Source organism: Pseudomonas sp. YY-1, from assembly GCF_002843095.1.
Lineage (GTDB): Bacteria > Pseudomonadota > Gammaproteobacteria > Pseudomonadales > Pseudomonadaceae > Aquipseudomonas > Aquipseudomonas sediminis_A.
The window spans coordinates 570,490-592,633 of sequence record NZ_PJLX01000001.1 but is presented as its reverse complement, the minus strand read 5'-3'; the positions used below and the strand labels follow the sequence as shown (position 1 = coordinate 592,633).

Annotated in this window: 17 protein-coding genes and 4 pseudogenes; 14 read left to right on the top strand and 7 right to left on the bottom strand. The window is 62.3% G+C overall.

Annotated features, from left to right (window positions below; translation table 11 throughout):
• Positions 1–235: 235 nt before the first annotated feature.
• Together queD and CXP40_RS02770 are read right to left on the bottom strand one after the other, a co-directional pair.
• Entirely contained in the window at positions 236–592 is a 357-nt protein-coding gene (gene queD, locus CXP40_RS02775) for a 6-carboxytetrahydropterin synthase QueD (RefSeq protein ID WP_106732475.1), read from the bottom strand.
• A 127-nt stretch (positions 593–719) separates the two neighbouring features.
• The gene (locus tag CXP40_RS02770) at positions 720–1,799 is read right to left on the bottom strand and encodes a hypothetical protein (protein WP_106732474.1); all 1,080 of its coding nucleotides are present in this window, start codon (positions 1,797–1,799) and stop codon (positions 720–722) included.
• Between the two features lie 145 nt (positions 1,800–1,944).
• On the opposite strand from CXP40_RS02770, the gene CXP40_RS02765 reads away from it, so the two are divergent.
• Genes CXP40_RS02765 through CXP40_RS02750 form a run of 4 tightly spaced genes read left to right on the top strand, consistent with a single transcriptional unit; the run spans position 1,945 to position 4,548 of the window.
• Positions 1,945–2,253 carry a PepSY domain-containing protein gene (locus CXP40_RS02765; protein WP_106732473.1) on the top strand — a complete coding sequence of 103 codons (309 nt, stop codon included), beginning with the start codon at positions 1,945–1,947 and terminating at the stop codon, positions 2,251–2,253.
• Positions 2,253–2,567 carry a PepSY domain-containing protein gene (locus tag CXP40_RS02760; RefSeq protein WP_037005641.1) on the top strand — a complete coding sequence of 105 codons (315 nt, stop codon included), beginning with the start codon at positions 2,253–2,255 and terminating at the stop codon, positions 2,565–2,567. Before CXP40_RS02765 ends, CXP40_RS02760 begins: the two co-directional genes overlap by 1 nt.
• Positions 2,567–3,235: a response regulator transcription factor gene (locus CXP40_RS02755; protein WP_099526819.1), complete on the top strand. Its 669-nt coding sequence runs from the start codon at positions 2,567–2,569 to the stop codon at positions 3,233–3,235. Before CXP40_RS02760 ends, CXP40_RS02755 begins: the two co-directional genes overlap by 1 nt.
• Positions 3,232–4,548: an ATP-binding protein gene (locus CXP40_RS02750; protein WP_106732472.1), complete on the top strand. Its 1,317-nt coding sequence runs from the start codon at positions 3,232–3,234 to the stop codon at positions 4,546–4,548. The genes CXP40_RS02755 and CXP40_RS02750 overlap by 4 nt, the downstream gene beginning before the upstream one ends.
• Positions 4,549–4,650: 102 nt before the next feature.
• On the opposite strand, the gene CXP40_RS02745 is transcribed toward CXP40_RS02750, so the two are convergent.
• The 3 genes and pseudogenes from CXP40_RS02745 to CXP40_RS24185 all read right to left on the bottom strand — a co-directional run.
• On the bottom strand, positions 4,651–5,247 hold the full coding sequence (locus CXP40_RS02745) for an NADPH-dependent FMN reductase (protein ID WP_106732471.1): 597 nt from the start codon (positions 5,245–5,247) through the stop codon (positions 4,651–4,653).
• A 145-nt stretch (positions 5,248–5,392) separates the two neighbouring features.
• Positions 5,393–5,905, bottom strand: a pseudogene (locus CXP40_RS24190) (methyl-accepting chemotaxis protein); the annotation flags it as partial.
• Between the two features lie 345 nt (positions 5,906–6,250).
• A pseudogene (locus CXP40_RS24185) lies at positions 6,251–7,318 on the bottom strand (HAMP domain-containing protein); the annotation flags it as partial.
• A 406-nt stretch (positions 7,319–7,724) separates the two neighbouring features.
• Here CXP40_RS24185 and CXP40_RS02735 point away from each other — a divergent pair.
• From CXP40_RS02735 to CXP40_RS24175, 3 genes and pseudogenes are all read left to right on the top strand, one after another.
• The gene (locus CXP40_RS02735) at positions 7,725–9,044 is read left to right on the top strand and encodes a Na+/H+ antiporter family protein (RefSeq protein ID WP_106732469.1); all 1,320 of its coding nucleotides are present in this window, start codon (positions 7,725–7,727) and stop codon (positions 9,042–9,044) included.
• 114 nt (positions 9,045–9,158) lie between these two features.
• A pseudogene (locus CXP40_RS24180) lies at positions 9,159–9,683 on the top strand (cache domain-containing protein); the annotation flags it as partial.
• A gap of 159 nt (positions 9,684–9,842) precedes the next feature.
• Positions 9,843–10,841, top strand: a pseudogene (locus tag CXP40_RS24175) (methyl-accepting chemotaxis protein); the annotation flags it as partial.
• Here CXP40_RS24175 and CXP40_RS02725 read toward each other — a convergent pair.
• Entirely contained in the window at positions 10,826–11,743 is a 918-nt protein-coding gene (locus tag CXP40_RS02725; protein ID WP_106732468.1) for a LysR substrate-binding domain-containing protein, read from the bottom strand. The pseudogene CXP40_RS24175 and the gene CXP40_RS02725 overlap by 16 nt on opposite strands.
• Positions 11,744–11,862: 119 nt before the next feature.
• Between CXP40_RS02725 and CXP40_RS02720 the strand changes: the two genes are divergently transcribed.
• A complete protein-coding gene (locus CXP40_RS02720; RefSeq protein WP_106732467.1) occupies positions 11,863–12,471 on the top strand; it encodes an FMN-dependent NADH-azoreductase in 609 nt (202 codons plus the stop codon).
• Positions 12,472–12,531: 60 nt separating this feature from the next.
• Here the strand turns inward: CXP40_RS02720 and CXP40_RS02715 are convergent, their stop codons facing one another.
• A complete protein-coding gene (locus CXP40_RS02715; RefSeq protein ID WP_106732466.1) occupies positions 12,532–14,118 on the bottom strand; it encodes an ABC-F family ATPase in 1,587 nt (528 codons plus the stop codon).
• Between the two features lie 461 nt (positions 14,119–14,579).
• On the opposite strand from CXP40_RS02715, the gene CXP40_RS02710 reads away from it, so the two are divergent.
• From CXP40_RS02710 to CXP40_RS02685, 6 genes are all read left to right on the top strand, one after another.
• Positions 14,580–15,098 (top strand): sigma-70 family RNA polymerase sigma factor, encoded by a 519-nt coding sequence (locus CXP40_RS02710; RefSeq protein WP_106732494.1) that lies wholly within the window; start codon positions 14,580–14,582, stop codon positions 15,096–15,098.
• Positions 15,098–16,015, top strand: coding sequence for a DUF4880 domain-containing protein (locus CXP40_RS02705; protein ID WP_106732465.1), 918 nt, complete (start codon positions 15,098–15,100; stop codon positions 16,013–16,015). Before CXP40_RS02710 ends, CXP40_RS02705 begins: the two co-directional genes overlap by 1 nt.
• Before the next feature lie 64 nt (positions 16,016–16,079).
• A complete protein-coding gene (locus CXP40_RS02700; RefSeq protein ID WP_106732464.1) occupies positions 16,080–18,449 on the top strand; it encodes a TonB-dependent siderophore receptor in 2,370 nt (789 codons plus the stop codon).
• Positions 18,446–19,291, top strand: a complete 846-nt coding sequence (locus CXP40_RS02695; RefSeq protein WP_256579218.1) for an alpha/beta hydrolase — start codon at positions 18,446–18,448, stop codon at positions 19,289–19,291. The genes CXP40_RS02700 and CXP40_RS02695 overlap by 4 nt, the downstream gene beginning before the upstream one ends.
• Positions 19,292–19,824: 533 nt before the next feature.
• The gene (locus CXP40_RS02690; RefSeq protein WP_106732463.1) at positions 19,825–20,607 is read left to right on the top strand and encodes a MetQ/NlpA family ABC transporter substrate-binding protein; all 783 of its coding nucleotides are present in this window, start codon (positions 19,825–19,827) and stop codon (positions 20,605–20,607) included.
• 370 nt (positions 20,608–20,977) lie between these two features.
• Complete coding sequence (locus tag CXP40_RS02685) at positions 20,978–22,096, top strand: GGDEF domain-containing protein (RefSeq protein ID WP_256579217.1); 1,119 nt, start codon at positions 20,978–20,980, stop codon at positions 22,094–22,096.
• Positions 22,097–22,144: the final 48 nt, after the last annotated feature.

The window sequence follows — 22,144 nt, the reverse complement described above, 5'->3', positions numbered from 1 at the left end:
GATCGCGAAAGCGGTCTGGGGTTTCTTCTTTTTGGCGTGGAAAACAGAGTGGCAGAAGTCGTTCCTGCAAGCGCGTAGGGGGGGGGCGCTGTGCGCACCGGCTAAGACGCGGTGATCGCGGTGGGCACGGTGCACCCTACGTAGCTTCGCGAGCAGAGCTCGCTCCTACGGGGTAGTGCGTTATCAGCATCAAGAAAAAGGCCACCTGAAGGTGGCCTTTGCTGTTTCTGAGAGGTCAATCGCCGCGGTATTCGCAGCCGCTGGTGCAGGTTTCGTGGATGCGTACGCGCGATAGCTCCGGTAGCAAGGGCTTTACTTGTTGCCAGATCCACTTGGCCAGGACCTCGCTGGTTGGGTTTTCCAGGCCGGCGATGTCATTCAGGTAGTTATGGTCGAGCTGTTCGTAGATCGGTTTGAAGATCGCCTTGATCTCGGAGAAGTCACGAATCCAGCCGGTATAGGGATCGACTTCACCTTCGATGTAGATGGCAACTCGGAAGGAGTGGCCATGCAGGCGGCCGCATTTGTGGCCTTCCGGTACGTGTGGCAGGCGATGGGCCGCCTCGAAGATGAACTCTTTGAACAATTCCACTGACAGCGCTCGCGTAAATGATTCCGCCTGATTGGCGTTGAGCGGCGCAGTTTATCAGGTCTGGCCCGATTGCCGTCTCATCACGTCGGCCCTATAGATTGAACGAACGGCTCATAACCCCGGTGATTCAAAGGGGTTGCAGGCGTTCTGCTAAGTGGCCGTTTTCGACCAGTTCGAGGAATTCGTCGCCGAGCCGCGCGCTCTCGGCCATGGCCTGGCGCCAGTAGCGTTCACGCCCTTCATCGTTGCCCAGGTAGCGCTTGAAGTCGGTACGATCCGGTAGCTTGCCGTGCGGCAGGCGTGCCAGGTAGTCGCGGGATGGTGCCAGTAGCAGTACGTCCTGCAGGCGGGTTCGGTCGCCACGGCGCCAGGGCATGCTCTTGTCGAACCAGCCGGGTATGACTCGATCGGTGAAGTGCGGATAGAGCACGATGTCTTCGCCGTTGTAGGGCAGGTCGAGGTGGTAGTCGAGCAGGCCGCCGTCGCGATAGGCGCCTGGCTCCAGGCCAGGAATCTCGCGAATTGCCTCCATCACCATTGGAATCGAGCCCGACGCGAGCAGGGCGTGGCGCAGGTTTTCCGGCGTCAGTGCGTGGAAGTGCGAGTGGAAGTCGCTCAGCTGCGCGAGCGGCGGGACCTGCCGTGCATCATGCAGAATCACCCGGTCGAAATGACGGCCAAGGCGTTGGCGGGCCAGCAAGTTGTTACCGATCACCGAGGACAGGCCGAGGCTGAGCTTGCCGCGATGATCATGTTGCAGCAGGCCATAGCTCTTCACCACGACGATGTGCAGACGATAGTGTGGGTTGGCGATGATGGCGGCGTCCTGATCGGCGAGTAGCTCATTGAGCATCTGCCTGCAACTGCCGGACACCTCGGCCATGCTCACGCCCTTGGCGAAGCGCTGAGAGGTGTAGAGCTCGCCGAGTCGTCGAATACCTGCTGCGGCGTCCGGCAGACAGGCGCTGGCGAAGCGCCAGGAACCGATGGAGGCGCCGATCAGGGCGCGCTCGCGGGGCGCACGGGGCAGCCAGTCTCCAAACAGTGCGAGATCCAGCCCCTGAATACCGATGCCCTTGGGGCCGCCTGCTGCGCCAGGCAGGATGCCGACGTCTGCCGGGCTCAGGCCATTCTGGCGAATGCGCACCAAGGCTCTGGGGCCGGCCTTGATGGTCAGGGCAGGGGATTTGATATGAATCGCGCTCATCGATGCCTCCTTTCGAACAGGCGATTATAGAGCCCTAAATGAGCAGGCCAAGCCACTTCACACGGTGAATGACGCAAGTGAATTCAGCTTGAATTAAGTGCCTGGGCTTAGAGTGGTAATCACTGATTCACTGCTGGAGAACCCCATGAAACGATTGCTCAGCCTTGCAACACTTGTCACCCTTGTCAGCGCCGCTACCATTGCCCAGGCGCGTGATCTCGGCCCGGACGAGGCGCTGCGTCTGCGTGATGCCGGAACCATCAAGTCTTTCGAACAGCTCAATGAGGCGGCACTCGCTCAGCACCCGGGCGGGAGCATCGAAGAAACCGAGCTGGAAGACGAATACGGCCGCTATATCTATCAGATCGAGCTGCGCGACGCCCAAGGCGTGCAGTGGGACCTGGAGCTGGATGCCAGCACCGGGGAAATTCTCAAGAACCACCAGGACGATTGATGAAGTTTCGTCGTACCACCGCGCTGTTGCTGGTTCTGGCAAGCGGCTTTGCCAGCGTGCCGGGTATTGCGCGCGATCTCGATCAGGATGAAGCGCTGCGCCTGCGCCGCGAGGGTGTCATCATGCCTTTCGAGCAATTAATGCAGCACATCGGCAATGCCTATCCCGGCTCCACGCTGCTTGAGGCGGAGCTGGAAGAGGAGGACGGTGTGCTGGTGTATGAGGTCGAGATACTGACCACCTCGGGCGTGGTACGTGAGCTCGAACTGGATGCCCGCAACGGCAATATTCTGAAGGATGAGGAAGACGACTGATGCGCCTGTTGCTGGTGGAAGACCATGTACCCCTGGCCGATGAACTGACCGCCAGCCTGGCTCGCCAGGGTTATGCCGTGGACTGGTTGGCCGATGGTCGCGATGCGGCCTATCAGGGCGCCAGCGAGCCTTATGACCTGATCATTCTTGACCTCGGTCTGCCGGGCAAGCCGGGCCTGGAGGTGCTGCAGGAATGGCGTGCCGGTGGCCTGGCAACACCGGTGCTGGTACTCACCGCGCGTGGCTCCTGGGCCGAGCGCATCGAGGGGCTGAAGGCCGGCGCCGATGACTACCTGACCAAACCCTTCCATCCCGAAGAGTTGGCCTTGCGTATTCAGGCGTTGTTGCGCCGCGCTCATGGCCTGGCCAACCAGCCGCAACTGGAGGCTGCTGGCCTGCAACTGGACGAGAGTCGCCAGTGCGTGACCTCGGGCGGTGAGGCCATCGACCTGACCGCTGCCGAATTTCGCCTGCTGCGTTACTTCATGCTGCACCCAGGGCAGATCCTGTCCAAGAGTCACCTCGCCGACCACCTGTATGACGGCGAGACAGAGCGTGATTCCAACGTCATCGAAGTGCACGTCAACCGCCTGCGCGGCAAGCTCGGACGCAACGTGATCGAGACCCGCCGTGGACAGGGCTACCGCTTTACCGGAGAGCAGGGTTGAGGTCCATTCAGCGCCGGCTCGGCATTGGCCTGGCCGCGACGCTGTTGCTGGCCGGACTGGTTCTAGCGCAGGCCAGCCTCTGGGTCTTCGATCGTGGCCTGCGCGCCTATCTGGAGGAAGACCTGCGCGACGAGGCGCAGGGGCTACTGACGGCGCTGGTGCGGGGGCCGTCTGGTCTGCAACTGGATGAGCGACGTCTTGATCCCTCGTTCCAGCGGCAGTTTTCTGGACATTACTTTCGCATCGACTTTGCCGATGATCGTAGCTGGCGTTCGCGCTCGCTGTGGGATCGTGAACTGCTCAAGCCCGATGGCACGGGCATGCAGGCCGAGCTGGGCGATGGCCCGCAAGGCCAACTGCTGCTGATCTACCGCGCCGACTACCGCCGCTACGGCGAGAATCTGTCGATCAGCGTGGCGCAGGACTACCAGCCAATACTGCAGAGCTTTCGTCGCATGCAGTGGGTCGGACTCGGCCTGGGTGGTGCGGCGCTGCTGCTGATCCTGATCGCCCAGCGCTACACCGTGCACCGCGCATTACGCCCGCTGGAGCAGGTGCGCCGGCAGATCGCGCAGTTGCAGCAGGGCCGGCGTACCGACCTGGATGCCGAGGTACCCGAGGAGCTGGAGTCACTGGTGGCACAGATCAACCACCTGTTGGCGCACACGGAAGATACCCTCAAGCGCTCGCGCAATGCCCTGGGCAACCTGGGCCATGCGCTGAAAACGCCGCTGGCTGTGTTGATCAGCCTGGCCGGTCGCGAGGAGTTGGCCGCGCATCCGGCGTTGCGCGCGAGCATGCGCGAGCAATTGGAGCAGATCGAGCAACGCCTCAGCCGCGAGCTGGGGCGTGCGCGCCTGGCTGGTGAGGTGTTGCCGGGGGCACGCTTCGATTGCGCGCAGGAGTTGCCAGGGCTGTTCGACACCTTGTCGATGATTCATGACCGTGGCCTGAGTCTGGAGTGGCAGGCGCCGCCGGGGCTGGTGCTACCGCGTGACCGTGAAGACTTGCTGGAGTTGCTCGGCAACCTGCTGGACAACGCCTGCAAATGGGCCGATCAGCGCGTGCAGTTGACGGTGGAGGAGAGCGCCGAGGGCTATCGCTTATGTGTTGATGATGACGGTCCCGGCATCGATGCCGAGCGCCGTGAAGCCGTGCTGGGGCGCGGTACTCGCCTGGATGAACAGGTGGCGGGGCACGGCCTGGGCCTCGGTATCGTGCGCGATATCATCGAGGCCTGGCATGGCCGTATCGAACTGCAGGACAGCCCACTGGGTGGACTGCAAGTGATGGTCAGCTTGCCGCGGCGTTGAGCCAAGGTTAGGCGAGCCATCGCTGGTGGATTACGCGGCGCGATAAGTCGCTGGCGTTTGCGAGCGCTGTGTTCAGCGCCGCTAATCCACCCTACGGATCCCTTACATCCCGTTGGCGAAGGCCGGGTTATCGAAGCTGATGGCGGCGCGTACCGGCTGCAGGGCGTGGGCGTACCGTACCAGCACGTCGAGCGCGTAATCGATGCGGGAGCGGATTCGTTCATCGGCCTCGTCCACCGCCTGTGGACCGTTCAACACCTTCTCGACCTGACGCACGATCAAGTGCTCCGGCAGATAGCACAGGCGGCAGTTCTTGTAACTGGAGGCGCGCAGTTCGCCGATCGGATAGGCACCACCGATGCCGGAGGACACACCCACCAGCAGGCCCGGCTTGTGCGCCAGTTCGGCCTTGCTGGCGTAGATGAAGAAGTTCTTGATCGCCGGGCAGGCCATGCCATTCCACTCCGGCGCAATGATCACCACCGCATCCGCGGCTGCCAGTTGATGTTGGTACATGCCCCAGGGGCCGGCATCTTCAGCGGGCCACAGCGGTAGCGGGGCCAGGCCCAGATCGATGATGCTGCTGGTGTCCTGGGTGGTTTGACCCATCTCGATCAGGCGCTGACGCAGTACGCGAGCGACCTTTCCCGATTGGCTGTTGTTGCGGCTGGAACCGGCGACCAAGGCGATATTGAGCATGTTGCTTCCCCCAAAAAAGAACGCAGGCTAGGCGATTGCCTGCCTGCGCCGCAAGGGAAGCGCCGCCAGATCGAGGATGATTTGGCGTCATTCTCATATCTGGCTTGCTTGGGTTTTCGGTGCGCGTGGCGCACCCTACCTGACGTCACACGCGGAACTGATCCATCAGGCTTTGCTGGTGATTGGCCAGGCGATTGAGGTTCTGGCTCACCTGCGCCGACTCGTCGGCCTGCGCGGTGATGGCCTCGGTGACATCGCGGATCGACGCAACGTTGCGGTTGATCTCCTCGGCTACCGAACTCTGTTCCTCCGCGGCACTGGCGATCTGCAGGTTCATGTCGGTAATGGTGCTGACCGCCAGGCTGATGCGCTGCAGCGCGGCCACGGCCTGCTGCACCTGCTCGACGCTGCCCTGTGCCTGACGATGGCTGCTGTGCATGGTGCTGACCACCTCGCGCGTGCCGCTCTGCAGACCTTCGATCACCTGGCGGATTTCCTCGACCGAATCCTGGGTGCGTTTGGCCAGGTTGCGCACCTCGTCGGCGACCACGGCAAAGCCGCGACCGGCTTCGCCCGCACGCGCGGCCTCGATGGCGGCGTTGAGGGCGAGCAGGTTGGTCTGCTCGGCAATCGAGCGAATCACCTCCAGCACCGAGCCGATCTGCTCGCTGCTGCTGGCCAGACCTTCGACTTCCTGCATGGCCACGTTCATTTCGTTGGCCAAAAGATCGATTGTGCTGGTGGTGCGGTCGATCACCTGCAGGCCTTCGCGGCTGGCCTGGTCGGCATTGCGCGCGGCTTCTGCGGCCTGGGCGGCGTTGTGGGCGACATCCTGGGCGGTGGCGCTCATTTCCTGGAAGGCGGTCGCCACCTGGTCAACCTCCCGATACTGCTGCTGCATGCCGGCGCTGGTCTGGCTGGCGATGGCCGCCGACTGATCGGCCGTGCTGCGGGCGTCGATCACGCTGTTCTTCACGTCGGCGATGATCGGCTGCAGTTTGTCTAGGAAGCGGTTGAACCAGCTGGCCAGCTCGCCTAGTTCATCCTGCCGGGCGTATTGCAGACGGCGGGTCAGGTCGCCTTCACCGCTGGCGATGTCCTTGAGCATGGCCGCCACCCCGAGAATCGGCCGCGTCACGCCGCGTGCGGTCAACCACATCAGCAACAGGCCGGCGATCACCGCGACCAGCCCCATCAGCAGCGCCATCAGGCTGTCACTCGCGCGGTTGGCATCGAGCTGTGCGCCCAGCTTGATGGCGCGTTCGAGCAAGACTTGCTGAGGCACTTCGAGCAGCACCGACCAGGGTTTGGCCTCGGGGATGGGTTTGAACGGGCTGATCTCACGGAGCATGTCACCGTGGCGCAACTCGGCATCGCTGCCGCTCTGGATCAGGATGCGCAGTTCGCTAGCGTTTTCGGGAAAGGCACGTTCGACAGGCAGGCTCAACAGGCTGCCGTCGCGGCTATTGCCCGCCAGCAGTGCGCTGGGGCTGAAGATACTGATATGGCCCTGGCCGTCGTACAGCTCGCGATTGGCCTCCTGGCTGATCTGTTGCAGGCTGGCCAGGCTGATATCGACGCCCATCACGCCGATGATCTTGCCGTCGAGTTCCAGTGGGAAGGCGATGCTGGTCATTAGCGTCTTCTGCTCGCCGACCTCGTCGTAATAAGGCTCCAGTACGCAGGGCTGACGGGTCTCGCGCGGGCAGGTGTACCAGGCGTTGTAGGCCATACCGTTGTCACCCGGCGTGGTGTCGCCGAGTAATTCTTCGGTCATGGCCTCGGCTTCCAGCTTGCCGACCGTGGGCTGTGCCCAGTAAAGCGCGAAGCGCCCTGCGTCATTGCTGCCCAGGTCGGGTTGATCGGCGAACAGCTCATCCTTGCCATCTAGCGCGTTGGGTTCGAACACCAGGTACAAACCGAGCAGGGCGGGGTTGGCTTCCAGGCTGCTGCGCACCTGGCGGGTCAGGTCTTCGCGCAGGTCGAAGGCATCGAGGAAGCGCTTCTCAGCCTGCTCACGCAGAAACAGGATCTGCCGGGAAAATCCTTTGCCGTACTGGTAGGCGTCCATGAAGTAGCGCTGGATACGGATTGCCTGTAGCTCGCCACGAGCTTTCAGGCGCAGCTTGGCGCTTTCCTCCAGCATGCCGGAGCTGGCCTCGCGCACCAGGCTGGCGCTGCGGCTGGCCTGATACTGCGAGGCACCCACCAACAAGGTGACGATGGCGAGCAGGCACAGGCCGGCGAGCAGGGTGATCTTCCACTGGATCGAAAGACGGCTGAACAGCATGGTGCGTTCCTTTCTTCTACACGGACTTATGCGGTTATCGGTGCGTGGCGCACTTTCTTGACTGTTGCAGGTTTTGCTCGGGATTATGCACGTTTTGCTTTAAATTCTGAACGACTGCTCATTTTGACAGGATAGTCTGCATCCGGCAGAGTACGCGGCTTTTTGCGTCCTGCAGGTGGAGTGCTTTATGAACGCTGTAATCGCTGCGGTCGGCATCATGCTGGTCCTCAGTCTCTGTCGCGTACACGTGGTCGTGGCGCTGATCATTGGCGCGCTGGCCGGTGGGCTGCTTGGAGGGCTGGGCGTCGAGGGCACGCTGAAGGCGTTCAACCAGGGGCTCGGTGGCGGTGCCACGGTTGCGCTGTCCTACGCGTTGCTTGGCGCTTTCGCGGTGGCCATCGCCAAGTCGGGCCTGGCTCACGCCCTGGCGGACAAGGCTCTGGCGCTGGTCGGCAAGCAGCAGGAAGGCGCAGGTGGTGCGCTGAAGTGGCTGCTGATCGGGCTGCTGCTGGCGGTGGCAATCTCCTCGCAGAACTTGCTGCCGATCCATATCGCCTTCATTCCGTTGCTGGTACCGCCGCTGCTCTATGTGTTGAGCAAGTTGCAACTGGACCGGCGCTTGATCGCCTGCGTGCTGACCTTCGGTCTGATCACGCCGTACATGTTCCTGCCGGTGGGTTTTGGCGGCATCTTCCTCAACGACATCCTGCTGGCCAATGTCGCCAAGTCTGGTGTCGACGTCACGGGCATCAGCATCACTCAGGCCATGGCCATTCCGGCACTGGGCATGCTCTTCGGTCTGCTCGTGGCGGTGCTGTTCAGCTATCGCGGCAAGCGCGTTTATGACCTGGAAAAGGTCGCGCAGGCCGAGCGCGTGGACGTGCAGTACAACCCGTTGAGCCTGCTGGTGGCAGGGCTGGCCATCGCCGCGGCGTTCGTCGTGCAGCTGTGGCTGGACTCGATGATCATCGGCGCGCTGGTCGGTTTCGTGATTTTCTCGGTGTCCGGCGTGGTGCGCTGGAAAGAGGCGGATGGCCTGTTCACCGAAGGCATGAAGATGATGGCCATGATCGGCTTCATCATGATCGCCGCTGCCGGTTTCGCCGAGGTGATGAAGACCACCGGTGAGGTCAAGACGCTGGTCGATAGCTCGGCAGCCCTGATCGGCCACAACAAGGCCGTTGGCGCGCTGTTGATGCTGCTGGTCGGGCTGCTGGTGACCATGGGCATCGGTTCTTCCTTTTCCACCATCCCGATCATCGCGGCGATTTTCGTGCCGCTCGGTGTGCAACTGGGTTTCAGCCCGTTGGCCATCGTCAGCATCGTCGGCACTGCCGGTGCGCTGGGCGATGCCGGCTCACCCGCCTCGGACTCGACGCTCGGGCCAACCTCGGGGTTGAACGCCGACGGTCAGCACAACCACATCTGGGACAGCGTGGTGCCCACCTTCCTGCATTACAACCTGCCGCTGCTGGCGTTCGGGTGGGCCGCCGCTATGCTGCTGTAAAGGCGTGCACATGCGCCGAATTAAGTTCTCGGCACCTTGGGTCGCTTAACTCCTTCACGGGGCTGCCGATATATCGGTAGCCCCGTTTTGGTTTCGCACACAAGGACAATAAGAATGCGCCTCACACTAAAAGCCAAGGTAATCCTGCTTGCGCTGGTTCCCGTCATCCTCTTCGCGCTGGTGCTCAGCGGTACGGCGGCGAGGGTGTTGCAGAATCTGGCTGCTGACGAAGTGGCCGAAACGCGCGAGCGTCTGCTGCAGGAGAAACGCAGCGAGCTCGAGCACTACATCCAGATCGCACTGGGTTCGGTGAAGGGGCTCTACGATGGTGCCGCCCAGGGCGACATGGCCAGTCGCGAACAGGCCATCGCCATCCTCTCGAAGATCAAGTACGGCGCCGACGGCTACTTCTTCGGTCACGACTCCAACGTGGTGCGCCTGTTCCGTGGCGACAGCCCGGTGGATGTCGGCAAGAGCCTTGTCGACCGACGCGACTCCAATGGCGTCTACATCAACCGTGAACTGGTCAACGTGGCGAAGAACAACACCTACTTCGTCAATTATTCCTCGCCGCTGCCGGGCAACGAGGCCGTGCAGGTGCCCAAGCTCGCCTACAGCTACTACCTGCCCAAATGGGACATGGCCCTCGGCACCGCGCTCAACCTCGACGGTATCGAAGCGCAGATCGTCGAAGTGCAGGCTGAGATCGATCGCCGCATCGGCACCATCATCACCAGCATCATGGTGGTGGCGGCGATCCTCCTGCTGGTGTTCGGCGTGATTGGCGTGTGGTTGGGCAACGCTTTCCTGCGTCCGCTGCAGCAGATCAAGGCCAACCTCGATGATATTGCTGCAGGCGAGGGCGACCTGACCCGCCGTCTGCCGATCACCAGTGAGGACGAGTTGGGCCAGTTGGCCGGCTCGTTCAACCGTTTTGTCGAGAAGGTGCATGGCCTGGTGCGGCAGATCGTCGAAATGACCGGGCAGCTCACCGAGCTGGTGGGCCAGGTTTCGGAACAGGCGCAGCGCTCCGAGCAGGCCATGGGGCAGCAGCGCCACGAAACCGATCAGGTGGCCACGGCGATCAACGAAATGTCCGCCGCCGCTCACGAAGTCGCCAAGAGCGCGCAGAACGCCGCTGAAGCTGCGCAGCAGACCGACCGCGAAGGGCAGGCGGCGAAGAGTGTGGTCGATGGCAGCATTCAGCGCATTCACTCACTGGTCGAGGACATTCGCAGCAGCGGCGTATCGCTCGACAACCTGCAGCAGGACGTACTGTCCATCGTCAGCGTGCTCGACGTGATCCGCTCCATCGCCGAGCAGACCAACCTGCTGGCGCTCAACGCCGCCATTGAAGCCGCGCGTGCCGGTGAGGCCGGGCGCGGTTTTGCCGTGGTCGCCGATGAGGTGCGTGCGCTGGCCAGCCGCACCCAGCAGAGCACCCAGGAAATCCAGGGCATGATCGACCGCCTGCAGCAGGGCACGCAGCAGTCAGTGACTTCGATGCGCCGTTCCAGCGATGCGGGCGAGCTGACCAGCGAGCAGGCCAACAAGGCCGGCGAATCGCTCGATGCCATTGCCCAACTGATCGCCACCATCAACGCCATGAACGCGCAGATCGCCAGCGCCGCCGAGGAGCAGACGGCGGTAGCCGAGGAGATCAATCGCAGCGTGCATCAGATAGCCGTTGCCGTGGACAGCGTCGCCGATGAAACCGAACGTGGTGCGCAGACTGCGCGCAGCCTGGCCGGCCTGGGTGATCGTCTCGGCGCGCTGGTGCGTCAGTTCCGTATCTGAGTCAGTGGGTAGCTCCAGCGACTGAATGCATCGCTGAGCAACTCGATCCAGGCGCGGACAGCCGGCGACATGCCGCGCCTGTGGGTGTAGGCCAGCTGGACATAGCCCTGAGGCACCGTCCAGTGCGGCAGCAATGAAACCAGGCTGCCATCGGCCAATTCCTCGTGGCAGTAAATGGTGGGCAAAAAGGTGATGCCCACTCCGGCCAATGCTGCCGATTTGCGTATGGGAAAGTCGTCGACGGCCAGGCGTGCTTCCAGGGCGATCTCACGAGCCTCCTGCGTCGTATTGTGATGAAAGCGCAGATGAATGCGCCGGTCGGCTCCAATAGCGCCTAGCGCTGGCAACTGCTGCAGGTCTTCCGGCTGCTCCAGGCGCAGCCCGGCGACCAGATTCGGGCATGCCACCACACAGGCATGGGCGGGTATGAGGCGGCGAGTGATCAGGCCCGGCTCTTCATCATCGACGCTGCGTACGCGCAGGGCGACGTCCACCGCCTCATTGAGCAGATCGATACGGCGGCTGGTTTGCACGACCTCCAGCTGCACCCTGGGATAGCGCTTCAGAAAATCATTGATCAGATCGGGTAGCAGGGCCAAGCCCGGGGGCGTGGAGAAGCGCACCCGGCCACGCGGCTCGCTGGTCAGATTGGTGACGGTTTCCTCGGCCTGTTCCGCCTCCAGCAACATCGCCTGGCAATGGCGCAGGTAGCGTTCGCCGATATCGGTCAGCGCCAGCTTGCGTGTCGAGCGTTGCAGCAAGCGCGCGCCCAGGCGCTGCTCCAGCTCGGCGATGCGCCGCGACAGGCGCGACTTGGGAATGCCCAGTGCACGTCCGGCCGCGGCGAAACCACCGGCTTCCACTACCTTGGCGAAGTAGAACAAGTCGTTGAGATCCTGCATATCACTGTCCTATGTGTGGGACGAAGCATCACGATTTTGCCATCTTATCGGTTATTGGGCTCATCGGTAGTATCAGCTCCATTGTGCCGCCATGTCGCACCACTCTCAGGAGATACACCATGAAACTACTGCACATTGATTCCAGCATCCTGGGTGATGCGTCCGCTTCCCGTCAGCTCAGCCGCTCTGTTGTCGAAGCCTGGAGTGTTGCCGCGCCGAATGCCCAGGTTACCTACCGTGACCTGGCCAGTGATGCGATCAGCCACTTCTCCGCTGCCAGCCTGGTAGCCGCCGGCACTCCGGCCGAGCTGCGTGACGCCGCGCAGAAGCACGAGGCCGAATTGGCCGAGCGCACCCTGGAAGAGTTCCTGGCTGCCGATGCCATCGTCATCGGTGCGCCGATGTACAACTTCAGCGTTCCCAGCCAGCTGAAGGCCTGGATCGACCGTATCGCCGTCGCCGGTAAGAGCTTCAAGTACACCGAGAATGGCCCGGTAGGGCTGGCTGGTGGCAAGACCGTGGTGATCGCCTCCAGCGCCGGTGGTATTCATGCCGGCCAGCTGTCTGGCCATGCGCATGAGGACTACCTGGTGCGCGTGCTGAATTTCCTCGGCATCGACGACATCGAGATCGTTCGCGCCGAAGGCCTGGCCTACGGCGAAGAGCCGCGCGCCGAAGCCATGAAAGGTGCTGCGCAGCGTATCTCCGAGTTGTTCGCTACTGCCTGAGCAGAGCGCTGAAACAACAAAGCCCGCAAAAGCGGGCTTTGTTGTTTCTGTAGCGTGTGCTCAGACGATGATGCCCTGGCTGCGCAGGTAGTCGTCGTAGGTGCCGCTGAAGTCGGTCACGCCGTTGTCCGACAGTTCGATGATGCGCGTGGCCAGGGAACCAACGAACTCGCGGTCATGGCTGACGAAGATCAGCGTGCCCGGGTAGTTCTCCAGCGCCAGGTTGAGCGCCTCGATCGATTCCATGTCCAGGTGGTTGGTCGGTTCGTCCATCACCAGCACGTTAGGCTTTTGCAGAATCAGCTTGCCGAACAGCATGCGGCCTTGCTCACCACCGGAGATCACCTTCACCGACTTGAGGATCTCGTCGTTGGAGAACAGCATGCGCCCGAGCGTGCCACGGATCACCTGCTCACCGGTGGTCCACTGGCCCATCCAGTCGAACAGGGTCACGTCATCTTCGAAATCGTGGGCGTGATCCTGTGCGTAGTAGCCAACCTCGGCGCTCTCGGTCCATTTCACCGAACCGGCATCGGGCTCCATTTCGCCGACCAGGGTGCGCAGCAGGGTGGTCTTGCCGATACCGTTGGGGCCGATGATCGCCACGCGCTCGCCGGCTTCGACGGTGAAGCTGAAGTTCTTGAACAGCACCTTGTCGTCGAAGGCCTTGGACACCTTCTCGATGGTCACGGCCTGGCGATGCAGTTTCTTGGTCTGCTCGAAGCGAATGAACGGGCTGACGCGGCTCGACGGCTTGACCTCGGCCAGCTGGATCTTGTCGATCTGCTTGGCGCGGCTGGTGGCCTGTTTGGCCTTGGAGGCGTTGGCCGAGAAGCGGCTGACGAAGCTTTGCAGCTCGGAAATCTGTGCCTTCTTCTTGGCGTTGTCGGCCAGCAGCTGCTCGCGCGACTGGGTCGCGGCAGTCATGTACTCGTCGTAGTTGCCCGGGAACAGGCGCAGCTCGCCGTAATCCAGGTCGGCCATGTGGGTGCAGACCGAGTTCAGGAAGTGACGGTCGTGGGAAATGATGATCATGGTGCTGTTACGCGCCGTGAGGATCGTTTCCAGCCAGCGGATGGTGTTGATGTCCAGGTGGTTGGTCGGCTCGTCGAGCAGCAGCACGTCCGGGTCCGAGAACAGCGCCTGGGCCAGCAGCACGCGCAGCTTCCAGCCGGGGGCGACTTCGCTCATCGGGCCGAAATGCTGTTCGAGCGGGATGCCCAGGCCCAGCAGCAGCTCGCCCGCGCGCGATTCAGCGGTATAGCCGTCCATCTCGGCGAACTCGCCTTCGAGCTCGCCGACCTTCATGCCGTCTTCTTCGCTCATTTCCGGCAGCGAGTAGATGCGGTCGCGCTCGGCTTTGACCTTCCACAGCTCCTCATGACCCATGATCACGGTGTCGATCACGTTGAATTCTTCGTAGGCGAACTGATCCTGGCGCAGCTTGCCCAGGCGCACGTTCGGCTCGAGCATCACCTGGCCGCCGGAAGGCTCGAGGTCGCCGCCAAGAATTTTCATGAAGGTCGACTTGCCGCAGCCGTTGGCGCCGATCAGGCCGTAGCGGTTGCCGTTGTTGAACTTGACGGAAACGTTCTCGAACAGCGGCTTGGCGCCGAACTGCATGGTGATGTTAGCGGTGGAAATCAAAGGACTTACCTATCAATAGCTTGAGGTGCGCTGTTTAAAGGGTGATACCGCTTTCGAGCCTTTCAGCCCGGCCCGAACCGAGGAAGACGAACCTGCGCATATGAGTGAACGCTACGTCCCTGCCGGCAGACGAGCCGATAAGGCTGGTGAGGCATGGGGGGAGTGTCGGGCATCGTGGCGCCGGTTGCCGTCGTTGGACGGGGCGGCGTCGAAGCGCGCAATGGTATCACTTGGCACTTCGAACCACAGCCCGTCATGGGCCGCTCGAGATAAAAGGTGGCAAGGCAGCGGTCATTTTAGTGATCACCGCTAGCCGAAAAGGGCGAGGTGGGACGACCTGACTCGCCGGGCTGATGCTTCGCAAGCTGAAAAATTTGTAATAAGAATGATTCGCTATTAATGTTCGCAGCGGTCGCCATGCTCCTTCATGGTGTTTTCAGCCTGCTGGTATGGGCCGCTTTATGTCCTCGTCCGAAACCGATTCGACCATTCCCCTTGAGGTGCTGTACGGCACGCATCAGGGCTGGCTGCATGGCTGGCTGCGGCGTTCGGTCGGCTGTTCGCAGCAGGCGGCGGATCTGGTTCAGGACACCTTTTTGCGCCTGCTGGTGCGTGATCAGCCTGTCGACAATAGGGCGCCTCGTGCCTTGCTGGCACGTATCGCCCGTGGCCTGGTGATCGATCACTGGCGGCGCGATGCGCTGGAGCGCGCGTATCTCGAAGCCCTGGCGCTGTTGCCCGAGGCGAGCCATCCGTCGCCGGAGGTTCGCTACGAGGCCTTACAGTCCCTGGAGCGCATCGCGCAGCTGCTCGAAGGATTGAAGCCCGCCGTGCGCGAGGCGTTTCTGCTTTATCAGCTCGGCGGCCTCAACCATGCGCAGGTGGCGCGGCAACTGGGCGTTTCCAGTCGCACCGTTGAGCGCCATGTAGCCCACGCCTTGCTGCATTGCTATCGCCTGTGTTTCGAGGCTGCGCCGTGATGGCCGCCGGGCAGCCTTCCGAGGTTATCGTCCGTGCGGCCATCGAATGGCAGATGCGTCTGCGCGCCGAGCCTGCCTGCGTCGAGCTACACCGCCAGTTATATGACTGGCTGGCGCAGGACGAACAGCACGACCAGGCCTGGCAACGCCTGCAGCAGATGGCCGGGTTCTTTCAGCTGCATCCGCTGGGCGATGCGGCGCAGGCCATCCCCTTGTTGCAGCGGGCCGAGGCGGATCTGAGCCGGCGGCGCATGCTCAAGCTGCTTGGCCTGACGGCTGGTAGCGCCACGCTGCTGGCGGCGGCCTCGGTACCGGTGTGGCGCGCTGACTTCGCGACGGCCACCGGCGAAACACGGCGTTTCGAGCTGCCGGGTGATGTCGAGGTGCTGCTCAACACGGGTAGCGCGATCGATATTCACGGCCAGAAACTCTCGTTGCGTAGCGGCGAGGCGCTGGTCGAGGGCGAGCAATGGCAACTGCGCTGCGCCTTTGCCGAATGCGTGGGGCGCCGCGCGCGCATGTCGGTGCGCGAGTACGACAACCGCAGCGAGATACGAGTCGAGCAGGGTGAGGTGCGGGTTCGCGCCGCCGCAGGGCAGCATCAGTTGCAGGCGGGCGAGGGGCTGGCGGTATCGGCCAGGGGCATGAGCCCTCTGGGGCGAAGCGCGCTCGATCCATTCGCCTGGACACGTGGGCTACTGGTGGTCAACGACATTCGTCTGGCGGATTTTCTCGCCGAGGCCGGGCGCTACCGGCATGGCTGGCTGGGCTGTGATCCGGCGATAACCGACTTACGCCTGTCCGGCGTTTTTCGCCTCGCTGAACCCGAGCTGATGTTGCACAACATCACTCATCTGCTGCCGGTAACGTTGGTGGAGCGAACCCGCTGGTGGGTGCGCGTTGTGCCCGTCGCATAAAAAATTTGTCGGACTTTGGCGGCTCATCCGGTTAGGGGTGATCACTCCCTGAATGGATACCCTCATGCGCTCTACCTGCTCTCTGCCGTCGCGCCTGCAACCGCGCAAGCTGTCCACTGCCATCTGTATCGCCCTGGCGCTGTGCGGCGTTGCCACCAGCCCCGCGTTGCTGGCGGCCGAGCCGACGCCACGTGCGGCCGCCGCTGATGTACCGGGCGGGGCGCTGGACCAAACGCTGAGCCTCTATGCCGAGCGGGCTGGCATTACCTTGTCGTACTCGCCGGAGACAGTCCGCGGGCGGGTCAGCCCCGGCGCGGCAGGCGCACAGTCGGTCGAGGAAGGCTTGTCGCAGATTCTGGGCGGTACCGGGCTGGTGGCCGAGAAGACCGCGTCCGGCTATGTGGTACGGCCGCAGCGGGCCGACGACAGCTACCAGCTGCAGCCTGTGACCGTCGAGGCCGCGCCGACGCAAAGCGCTTTCGCGCCGCTGCCGGGTTATTTCGCCAGCAATGCCAGCACGGCGACCAAGACCGATTTGCCCATTCTGCAGACCGCGCAGAGCATCAGCGTGGTCACCGCCGGGCAGATCGCCGATCGCAAGGTCGACCGCGTCGAAGACGCCGTGGCCTACAGCGCTGGCGTGCGTACCGGCGGTTCGGGGCTCGATCCGCGTTTCGATCAGATCAACATCCGCGGCTTCGACACCACCATGTCCGCTGACTTCCTCGACGGTCTGCGCCAGCCCTACAACGGCTGGTTGTCGATCTACGGCACGGAGGCCTACGCCCTGGAGCGCATCGAGGTGCTCAAGGGCCCGGCTTCGGTGTTGTACGGGCAGATCAGCCCCGGCGGCATGGTCAACCGAGTGAGCAAGCGGCCCAGCCTGCAGGCGAAGAATCAGGTGGAAATCCAGGCCGGTAATCACGATCACCGGCAAGGGCAGTTCGATGTCGGCGGCAAGCTGGACGAGGCGGGCGATGTACTGTTTCGCACCGTCGGTGTCTATCGTGACGCCCACTACGACATCGAACAGCTGAACAATGACGTGCGCATGCTGGCGCCGTCGCTGAGCTGGCAGATCGATCCGGCCACCAGCTTGACCCTGCTCGCGCAATATCAGGAGCGCGAGACCGCCGCCTCGCCAATGCTCTATCACGACGGTAACCGCCTCACCGATTTCTGGCAGGGCGATGAGTACTTCGACAAGCTTGGCCAGCGTCAGTGGACGTTCGGCTACGAGTTCGAACACGCCTTCGACGACACGTTCAGCCTGCAGCAGAATCTGCGTTATGGCCAGCTGGACACCACCAACCAGTACCTGCAACCCAACGGCACGATCACCAACGGGGTGATGGAGCGTTATGCCGTCGGGGTATACGAGGATATGGAGTCGGTGAGCAGCGACACTCGCCTGGTCAGCCGTTTCGCCACTGGCGAACTGCAGCACACCCTGCTGACTGGCTGGGATTACGCCTGGTTCGACAGTTCGGTGCTTTACGCCTCCGGGCCGGCGCCGTCGATCGACATCAACGCACCGGATTATCACCAGCCGGTCAGTCGTCCAGGCACCTTGCTGGCTGACCAGGACAGCCTGACCCAGCGTAGTGGCATCTATCTGCAGGACCAGATCGAACTCGACCGCTGGCGTCTGTCGGCCGGCGTGCGCCGCGACTGGGTGCATGTGCGCACCAGCGACAACCTGAGCGATAGCACTAGCAAGCGCAGTGACTCTGCTACCACCTATCAACTGGGGGCGCTGTACCTGGTCGACAATGGGTTGGCGCCCTATGCCAGTTATGCCGAGTCCTTCCTGCCGCAGAGCGGCAGCAACGCCGCCGGCCCGCTCAAACCGACCGAAGGCAAGCAGTACGAGATCGGCCTCAAGTACCAGCCGCCTGGCACCAGTGCACTGTTTACCGCGTCGCTCTATCACCTGACGCAGGAGAACGTCTCGACCCGCGACCCACTCGATCCGCTCAACACCGTACAGACCGGCGAACAGGTATCACGTGGTCTCGAGCTGGAGGCCGTGGCCGACCTCAGCGATCGCCTGCATCTGACAGCCAGCTATAGCTACAACGACCCCGAGGTGACCAAGAGCAACGATGGCAACCAGGGCAAGGACCCGAAAAATACGCCGCGCCACATGGCGGCGCTGTGGCTCGATTACAAGCTACCGCTTGGTCTCGGTTTCGGTGCGGGCGCGCGCTACACCAGCAGCGTCTACGGCAACAACATGAACACGGTGAAAAGCGATGACTACACCCTGTTCGACGCCGGGGTGCACTACGACTTCGCTGGCGATCTGGACGGTGTGCGTCTAGCCGTCAATGCCCGCAACCTGACCGACAAGCAATATGTCAACTGTCAGGATGGCTATTGCTATCGTGGCGAGGCGCGCAGCGTGATCACCAGCCTGAGCTACAGCTGGTGAGTGCGCTGAGCTGGCTGCGCGGCGCCGTAACGGCGCTAGTGCTGGGTGGTTTTGCCTCTGCCCAGGCCAACCAGGTCAATCTGGACGCTAGTGAACAATGGCTGATGAAGAGTGCCGAGGGCCGTGACTACCGCATCATGGTCAGCCTGCCGGAGGGCGATGTGCCTTACACCGGCGGCTACCCGGTGGTCTATCTGCTCGACGGCAATGCCTACTTTCCGGCATTCCATGCAGCCAAGCGGGCGCAAAAGCAATGGCGCAAGGCGATTATCGTCGCCATCGGCTACCCCAGCAGCACGCCGCTGGATTTCGAGCGTCGTGCGTTCGACCTGTCGCCGCCGCAACTGCCCGAGCGCAATGATCCACCGCAGGGTGGCCAGGACCTGTTTCTCGATTTCATCGAGCAGCGCCTCATGCCGCGGGTCAACCAGCGCTTCAAGGTCGATCAGGACCAGATCAGCCTCGTCGGCCATTCCTTCGGTGGCATGTTCGGCATCTACGCGTTGTTTACCCGGCCGCAGCTGTTCCAGCATGTGGTCGCTATCAGTCCCAGCCTGTGGTGGCGTGACCGCTACCTGCTGGAGCATGAGCGGGCATTCACCAAGCGAGCGCATGCAGGAGAACTGGATCTGACCCACCGCAGCCTGAGCATGTGGGTGGGCGACCGTGAAATGCCGCAGGAAATTCAGGATGTGCGCTCACTGCAGCTGCGTCTGGAATCCCTCTCGCAGTACGGTCTGCGCAGTGATTTCCAGCTCGAGGCGGGCGAGGACCATATGTCGATCCCGTTTCGTGTCACTTCTCGGGTGCTGGAAGAGCTGATGAGCACGCGGCGCTACTGAGTAGTGCCGCATCTAGAGCTGAGCAGGGTGTGTTGACGTCCAATCGGATTGATTCGGCACCCATGCATGGACTAGGCGGCTGGCCCAGTGCTCGCCAGCTAAGGGCGAACACGAACGCTGGTGGACGCGGCTGAGAAACCCTTCGCGAAGACATGGTGTTGTGCTTCCGGTGGGTAAAGCTGGCGCTTCATCAACATACAGGCCCGCAGCCAGCCAATGTTGGCGTCGTCCAGCTTGACCTGCGCCAGCATGCCGCGAGTGGACAGGTGGGTACATCAATATCGTGGTCTGTCCCCGGTTACCCAAGCATGGGAGCCTCCAGGGAGCGAAGGCTTTTCACTCTAGGCGGGAGCAGGCTGGGCTCAGAAGCAGAAGTGGAAGATTATTTCGAGTATAAGAAAATAATTAATAATTATTTTATGGAATAAAAATTTCTTCGTACTGTCGCGCTCAGCCCCGCACATCCGCCGGGCGCCTGCCAAACGCGCCGGACTGCTGATCCAGCCGGTGCCACAGACCGAGAACAAGGAACTATGAAGAAGACCCTGCTGTTGACCGCCCTGGCCGCTGCCCTGACTGCCTCCCTGGCCCATGCTGGCGAAAAACTGAGCGTTGCCGCCACCCCGGTGCCGCACGCCGAAATTCTCGAACTGATCAAGCCCGAGTTGGCCAAGCAAGGCGTGGATCTGGATATCAAGGTCTTCACCGACTACGTTCAGCCCAACCTGCAGGTGAGCCAGAAGAACCTGGATGCCAACTACTTCCAGACCAAGCCGTACCTGGACACCTTCAATGCGCAGCGCGGTACCGAACTGGTGATCGTGCAGGGCGTACACGTCGAACCCTTCGGCGCTTATTCGACCAAGTACAAATCCCTCGATGAGCTGCCGAACGGCGCCACCATTGCCATCCCTAACGAAGTCAGCACCAGCGGCCGTGCGCTGCTCCTGCTGCAGAAGGCTGGCCTGCTGACCCTCAAGGATCCCAACAGCGCCCAGGCGCTGCCGCGTGACATCGCCGATAACCCGCGCAACTTCAAGTTCCGCGAGCTGGAGGCAGCCACCGTGCCGCGCGTACTGAATCAGGTCGACCTGGCGCTGATCAACACCAACTATGCGCTGGAGGCCAAGCTCAATCCCAAGCGCGACGCGCTGGTGATCGAAGGCAGCGATTCGCCTTACGTCAACTACCTGGTGGCTCGCCCGGACAACCAGGACAGCGAGGCGATCAAGAAACTCTCCGCCGCGCTGACCAGCCCGGAAGTGAAAGCCTTCATCGAAAAACGTTATGAAGGTGCGGTACTGCCGGCTTTCTGATCGAAACTGTAAGGCGGCTCTTTTTGTGTCCTAGCTGCCCACCGTTGAACACGGTAGTAAACCTGTGCAAACGGGTTTGCGTTTACGCCGAGCCGGCTCAGCCGACTCGGCATTCTTTTTTCGCACGGTAGGCCAGCGCCGCGAGGCTGCCTCTACAGGCGTGCATGACAAATTGCCTTCCCAGCGCCATATGCCTACGATTCGCGGGTTTGAAATGCCATGCAAACAGCCTCTGCAACGCAGAGAGGCGAGGGCGCCGCTGTGCGTCACGCAGTGCTAGGCTCCCGTTGCCATCCCTCAACTTGCGCGAACCATGGTCACTACCGTCATCCTCGGCATGCTCTGCGTGTACCTGCTGTGTTTTTCCGTGATGTTCCTGCTGATCAGCACCCGGCTGAATGGCAAGAAGATGGGCATGGAAGTCTTCGCGCTGGGCAACCTGTTACTGGGCCTTGCCTACATCCTGCAGTTGTTCGGCGGCCCACCGGATGAGGGGCTGGTGAGCGTCATCAATCACACGCTGACGCTCAGTGCTCCTGTCGTCTATGTGCTGGGCGCCATGCGCTTTTTCGAGCGGCCGACGCCGGTGCGGCGTCCGTTGCTCATGCTGGTGGCCGGCTACACGCTGTTGCAACTATTGGTGCAATGGCTACTGGGAACCGAAGCCCGCCACGCCATGCTGGCTGCGGCCTGTGCCTCGCTGTTTCTGGCCATGACCGTGGCGGTGCTCTACGGACGGCGAACCTTTGCCCGGGATCTGCGCGTCGAGATGCTGGTGTTCGCCGTGCTGATAGGCGGTATCTGCATCCTCAACGCCATGAAGTTCGCGATGATCCTCAAGGGTGGCCTGGCGGCCCTCGATATGGGCAGCGGCTTCCAGAAGGTTTTCTACCTCTACATGTCGTTTCTGGCGACGGTGCTGCCGCCCAGCGCCGTGTGGCTGGTGTTGCGCCGGCTTACCGATGAACTGCGCAACCTGGCTGCGCACGACCCGCTGACCCAGCTGTTGAACCGGCGCGGGCTGATGGACGCCCTGGACGCCCACTTCCGCTCGCGCACGGCTGGCCCGGCGTATCTGTTGATCGTGGATATCGACCACTTCAAAAGCATCAACGATACCCACGGTCACAATGTTGGTGACCTCGTCCTGACGCGTGTTGCCGAAGTCCTCAAGGCCACCGCACGCCAGGGCGACCTGGTCTGCCGCTTGGGCGGCGAGGAATTCGTGGTGATCGCCCTGGATACCGATAGCGCCGGCGCCCGGCAGTTGGCTGAGCGCATCCGGGCAGCGATCGAACATAGCGAAGTGGCTGGCGCTGGCCTGAGTGAACCGATTCGCTGCACGGCGACCCTTGGCGTTTCGAATGAATTCAACAGCGCGCAGGTGTTCGATGAGTTTCTGCAGCAGGCAGATGCCGTCCTTTATCGAGGGAAGACGCAAGGGCGGAACCGGGTGGAGTGGTATGTGCGAACAGAACAGCCCGTGTGATGGTGTAAAGGCCGCCAAGCCCAAGTTCGAGGTGAACTAGCCTTCAGG

Bases quoted from the DNA above. Each gene is read 5' to 3' on its own strand.
- CXP40_RS02755 (WP_099526819.1), top strand. From the start codon at position 2,567: ATGCGCCTGTTGCTGGTGGAAGACCATGTACCCCTGGCCGATGAACTG.
- CXP40_RS02705 (WP_106732465.1), top strand. From the start codon at position 15,098: ATGGCCGCCGGGCAGCCTTCCGAGGTTATCGTCCGTGCGGCCATCGAA.
- CXP40_RS02770 (WP_106732474.1), bottom strand. From the start codon at position 1,799: ATGAGCGCGATTCATATCAAATCCCCTGCCCTGACCATCAAGGCCGGC.
- CXP40_RS02700 (WP_106732464.1), top strand. From the start codon at position 16,080: ATGCGCTCTACCTGCTCTCTGCCGTCGCGCCTGCAACCGCGCAAGCTG.
- CXP40_RS02690 (WP_106732463.1), top strand. From the start codon at position 19,825: ATGAAGAAGACCCTGCTGTTGACCGCCCTGGCCGCTGCCCTGACTGCC.
- CXP40_RS02745 (WP_106732471.1), bottom strand. From the start codon at position 5,247: ATGCTCAATATCGCCTTGGTCGCCGGTTCCAGCCGCAACAACAGCCAA.
- CXP40_RS02760 (WP_037005641.1), top strand. From the start codon at position 2,253: ATGAAGTTTCGTCGTACCACCGCGCTGTTGCTGGTTCTGGCAAGCGGC.
- CXP40_RS02725 (WP_106732468.1), bottom strand. From the start codon at position 11,743: ATGCAGGATCTCAACGACTTGTTCTACTTCGCCAAGGTAGTGGAAGCC.
- CXP40_RS02710 (WP_106732494.1), top strand. From the start codon at position 14,580: ATGTCCTCGTCCGAAACCGATTCGACCATTCCCCTTGAGGTGCTGTAC.
- CXP40_RS02735 (WP_106732469.1), top strand. From the start codon at position 7,725: ATGAACGCTGTAATCGCTGCGGTCGGCATCATGCTGGTCCTCAGTCTC.
- CXP40_RS02685 (WP_256579217.1), top strand. From the start codon at position 20,978: ATGTTCCTGCTGATCAGCACCCGGCTGAATGGCAAGAAGATGGGCATG.
- CXP40_RS02765 (WP_106732473.1), top strand. From the start codon at position 1,945: ATGAAACGATTGCTCAGCCTTGCAACACTTGTCACCCTTGTCAGCGCC.
- CXP40_RS02720 (WP_106732467.1), top strand. From the start codon at position 11,863: ATGAAACTACTGCACATTGATTCCAGCATCCTGGGTGATGCGTCCGCT.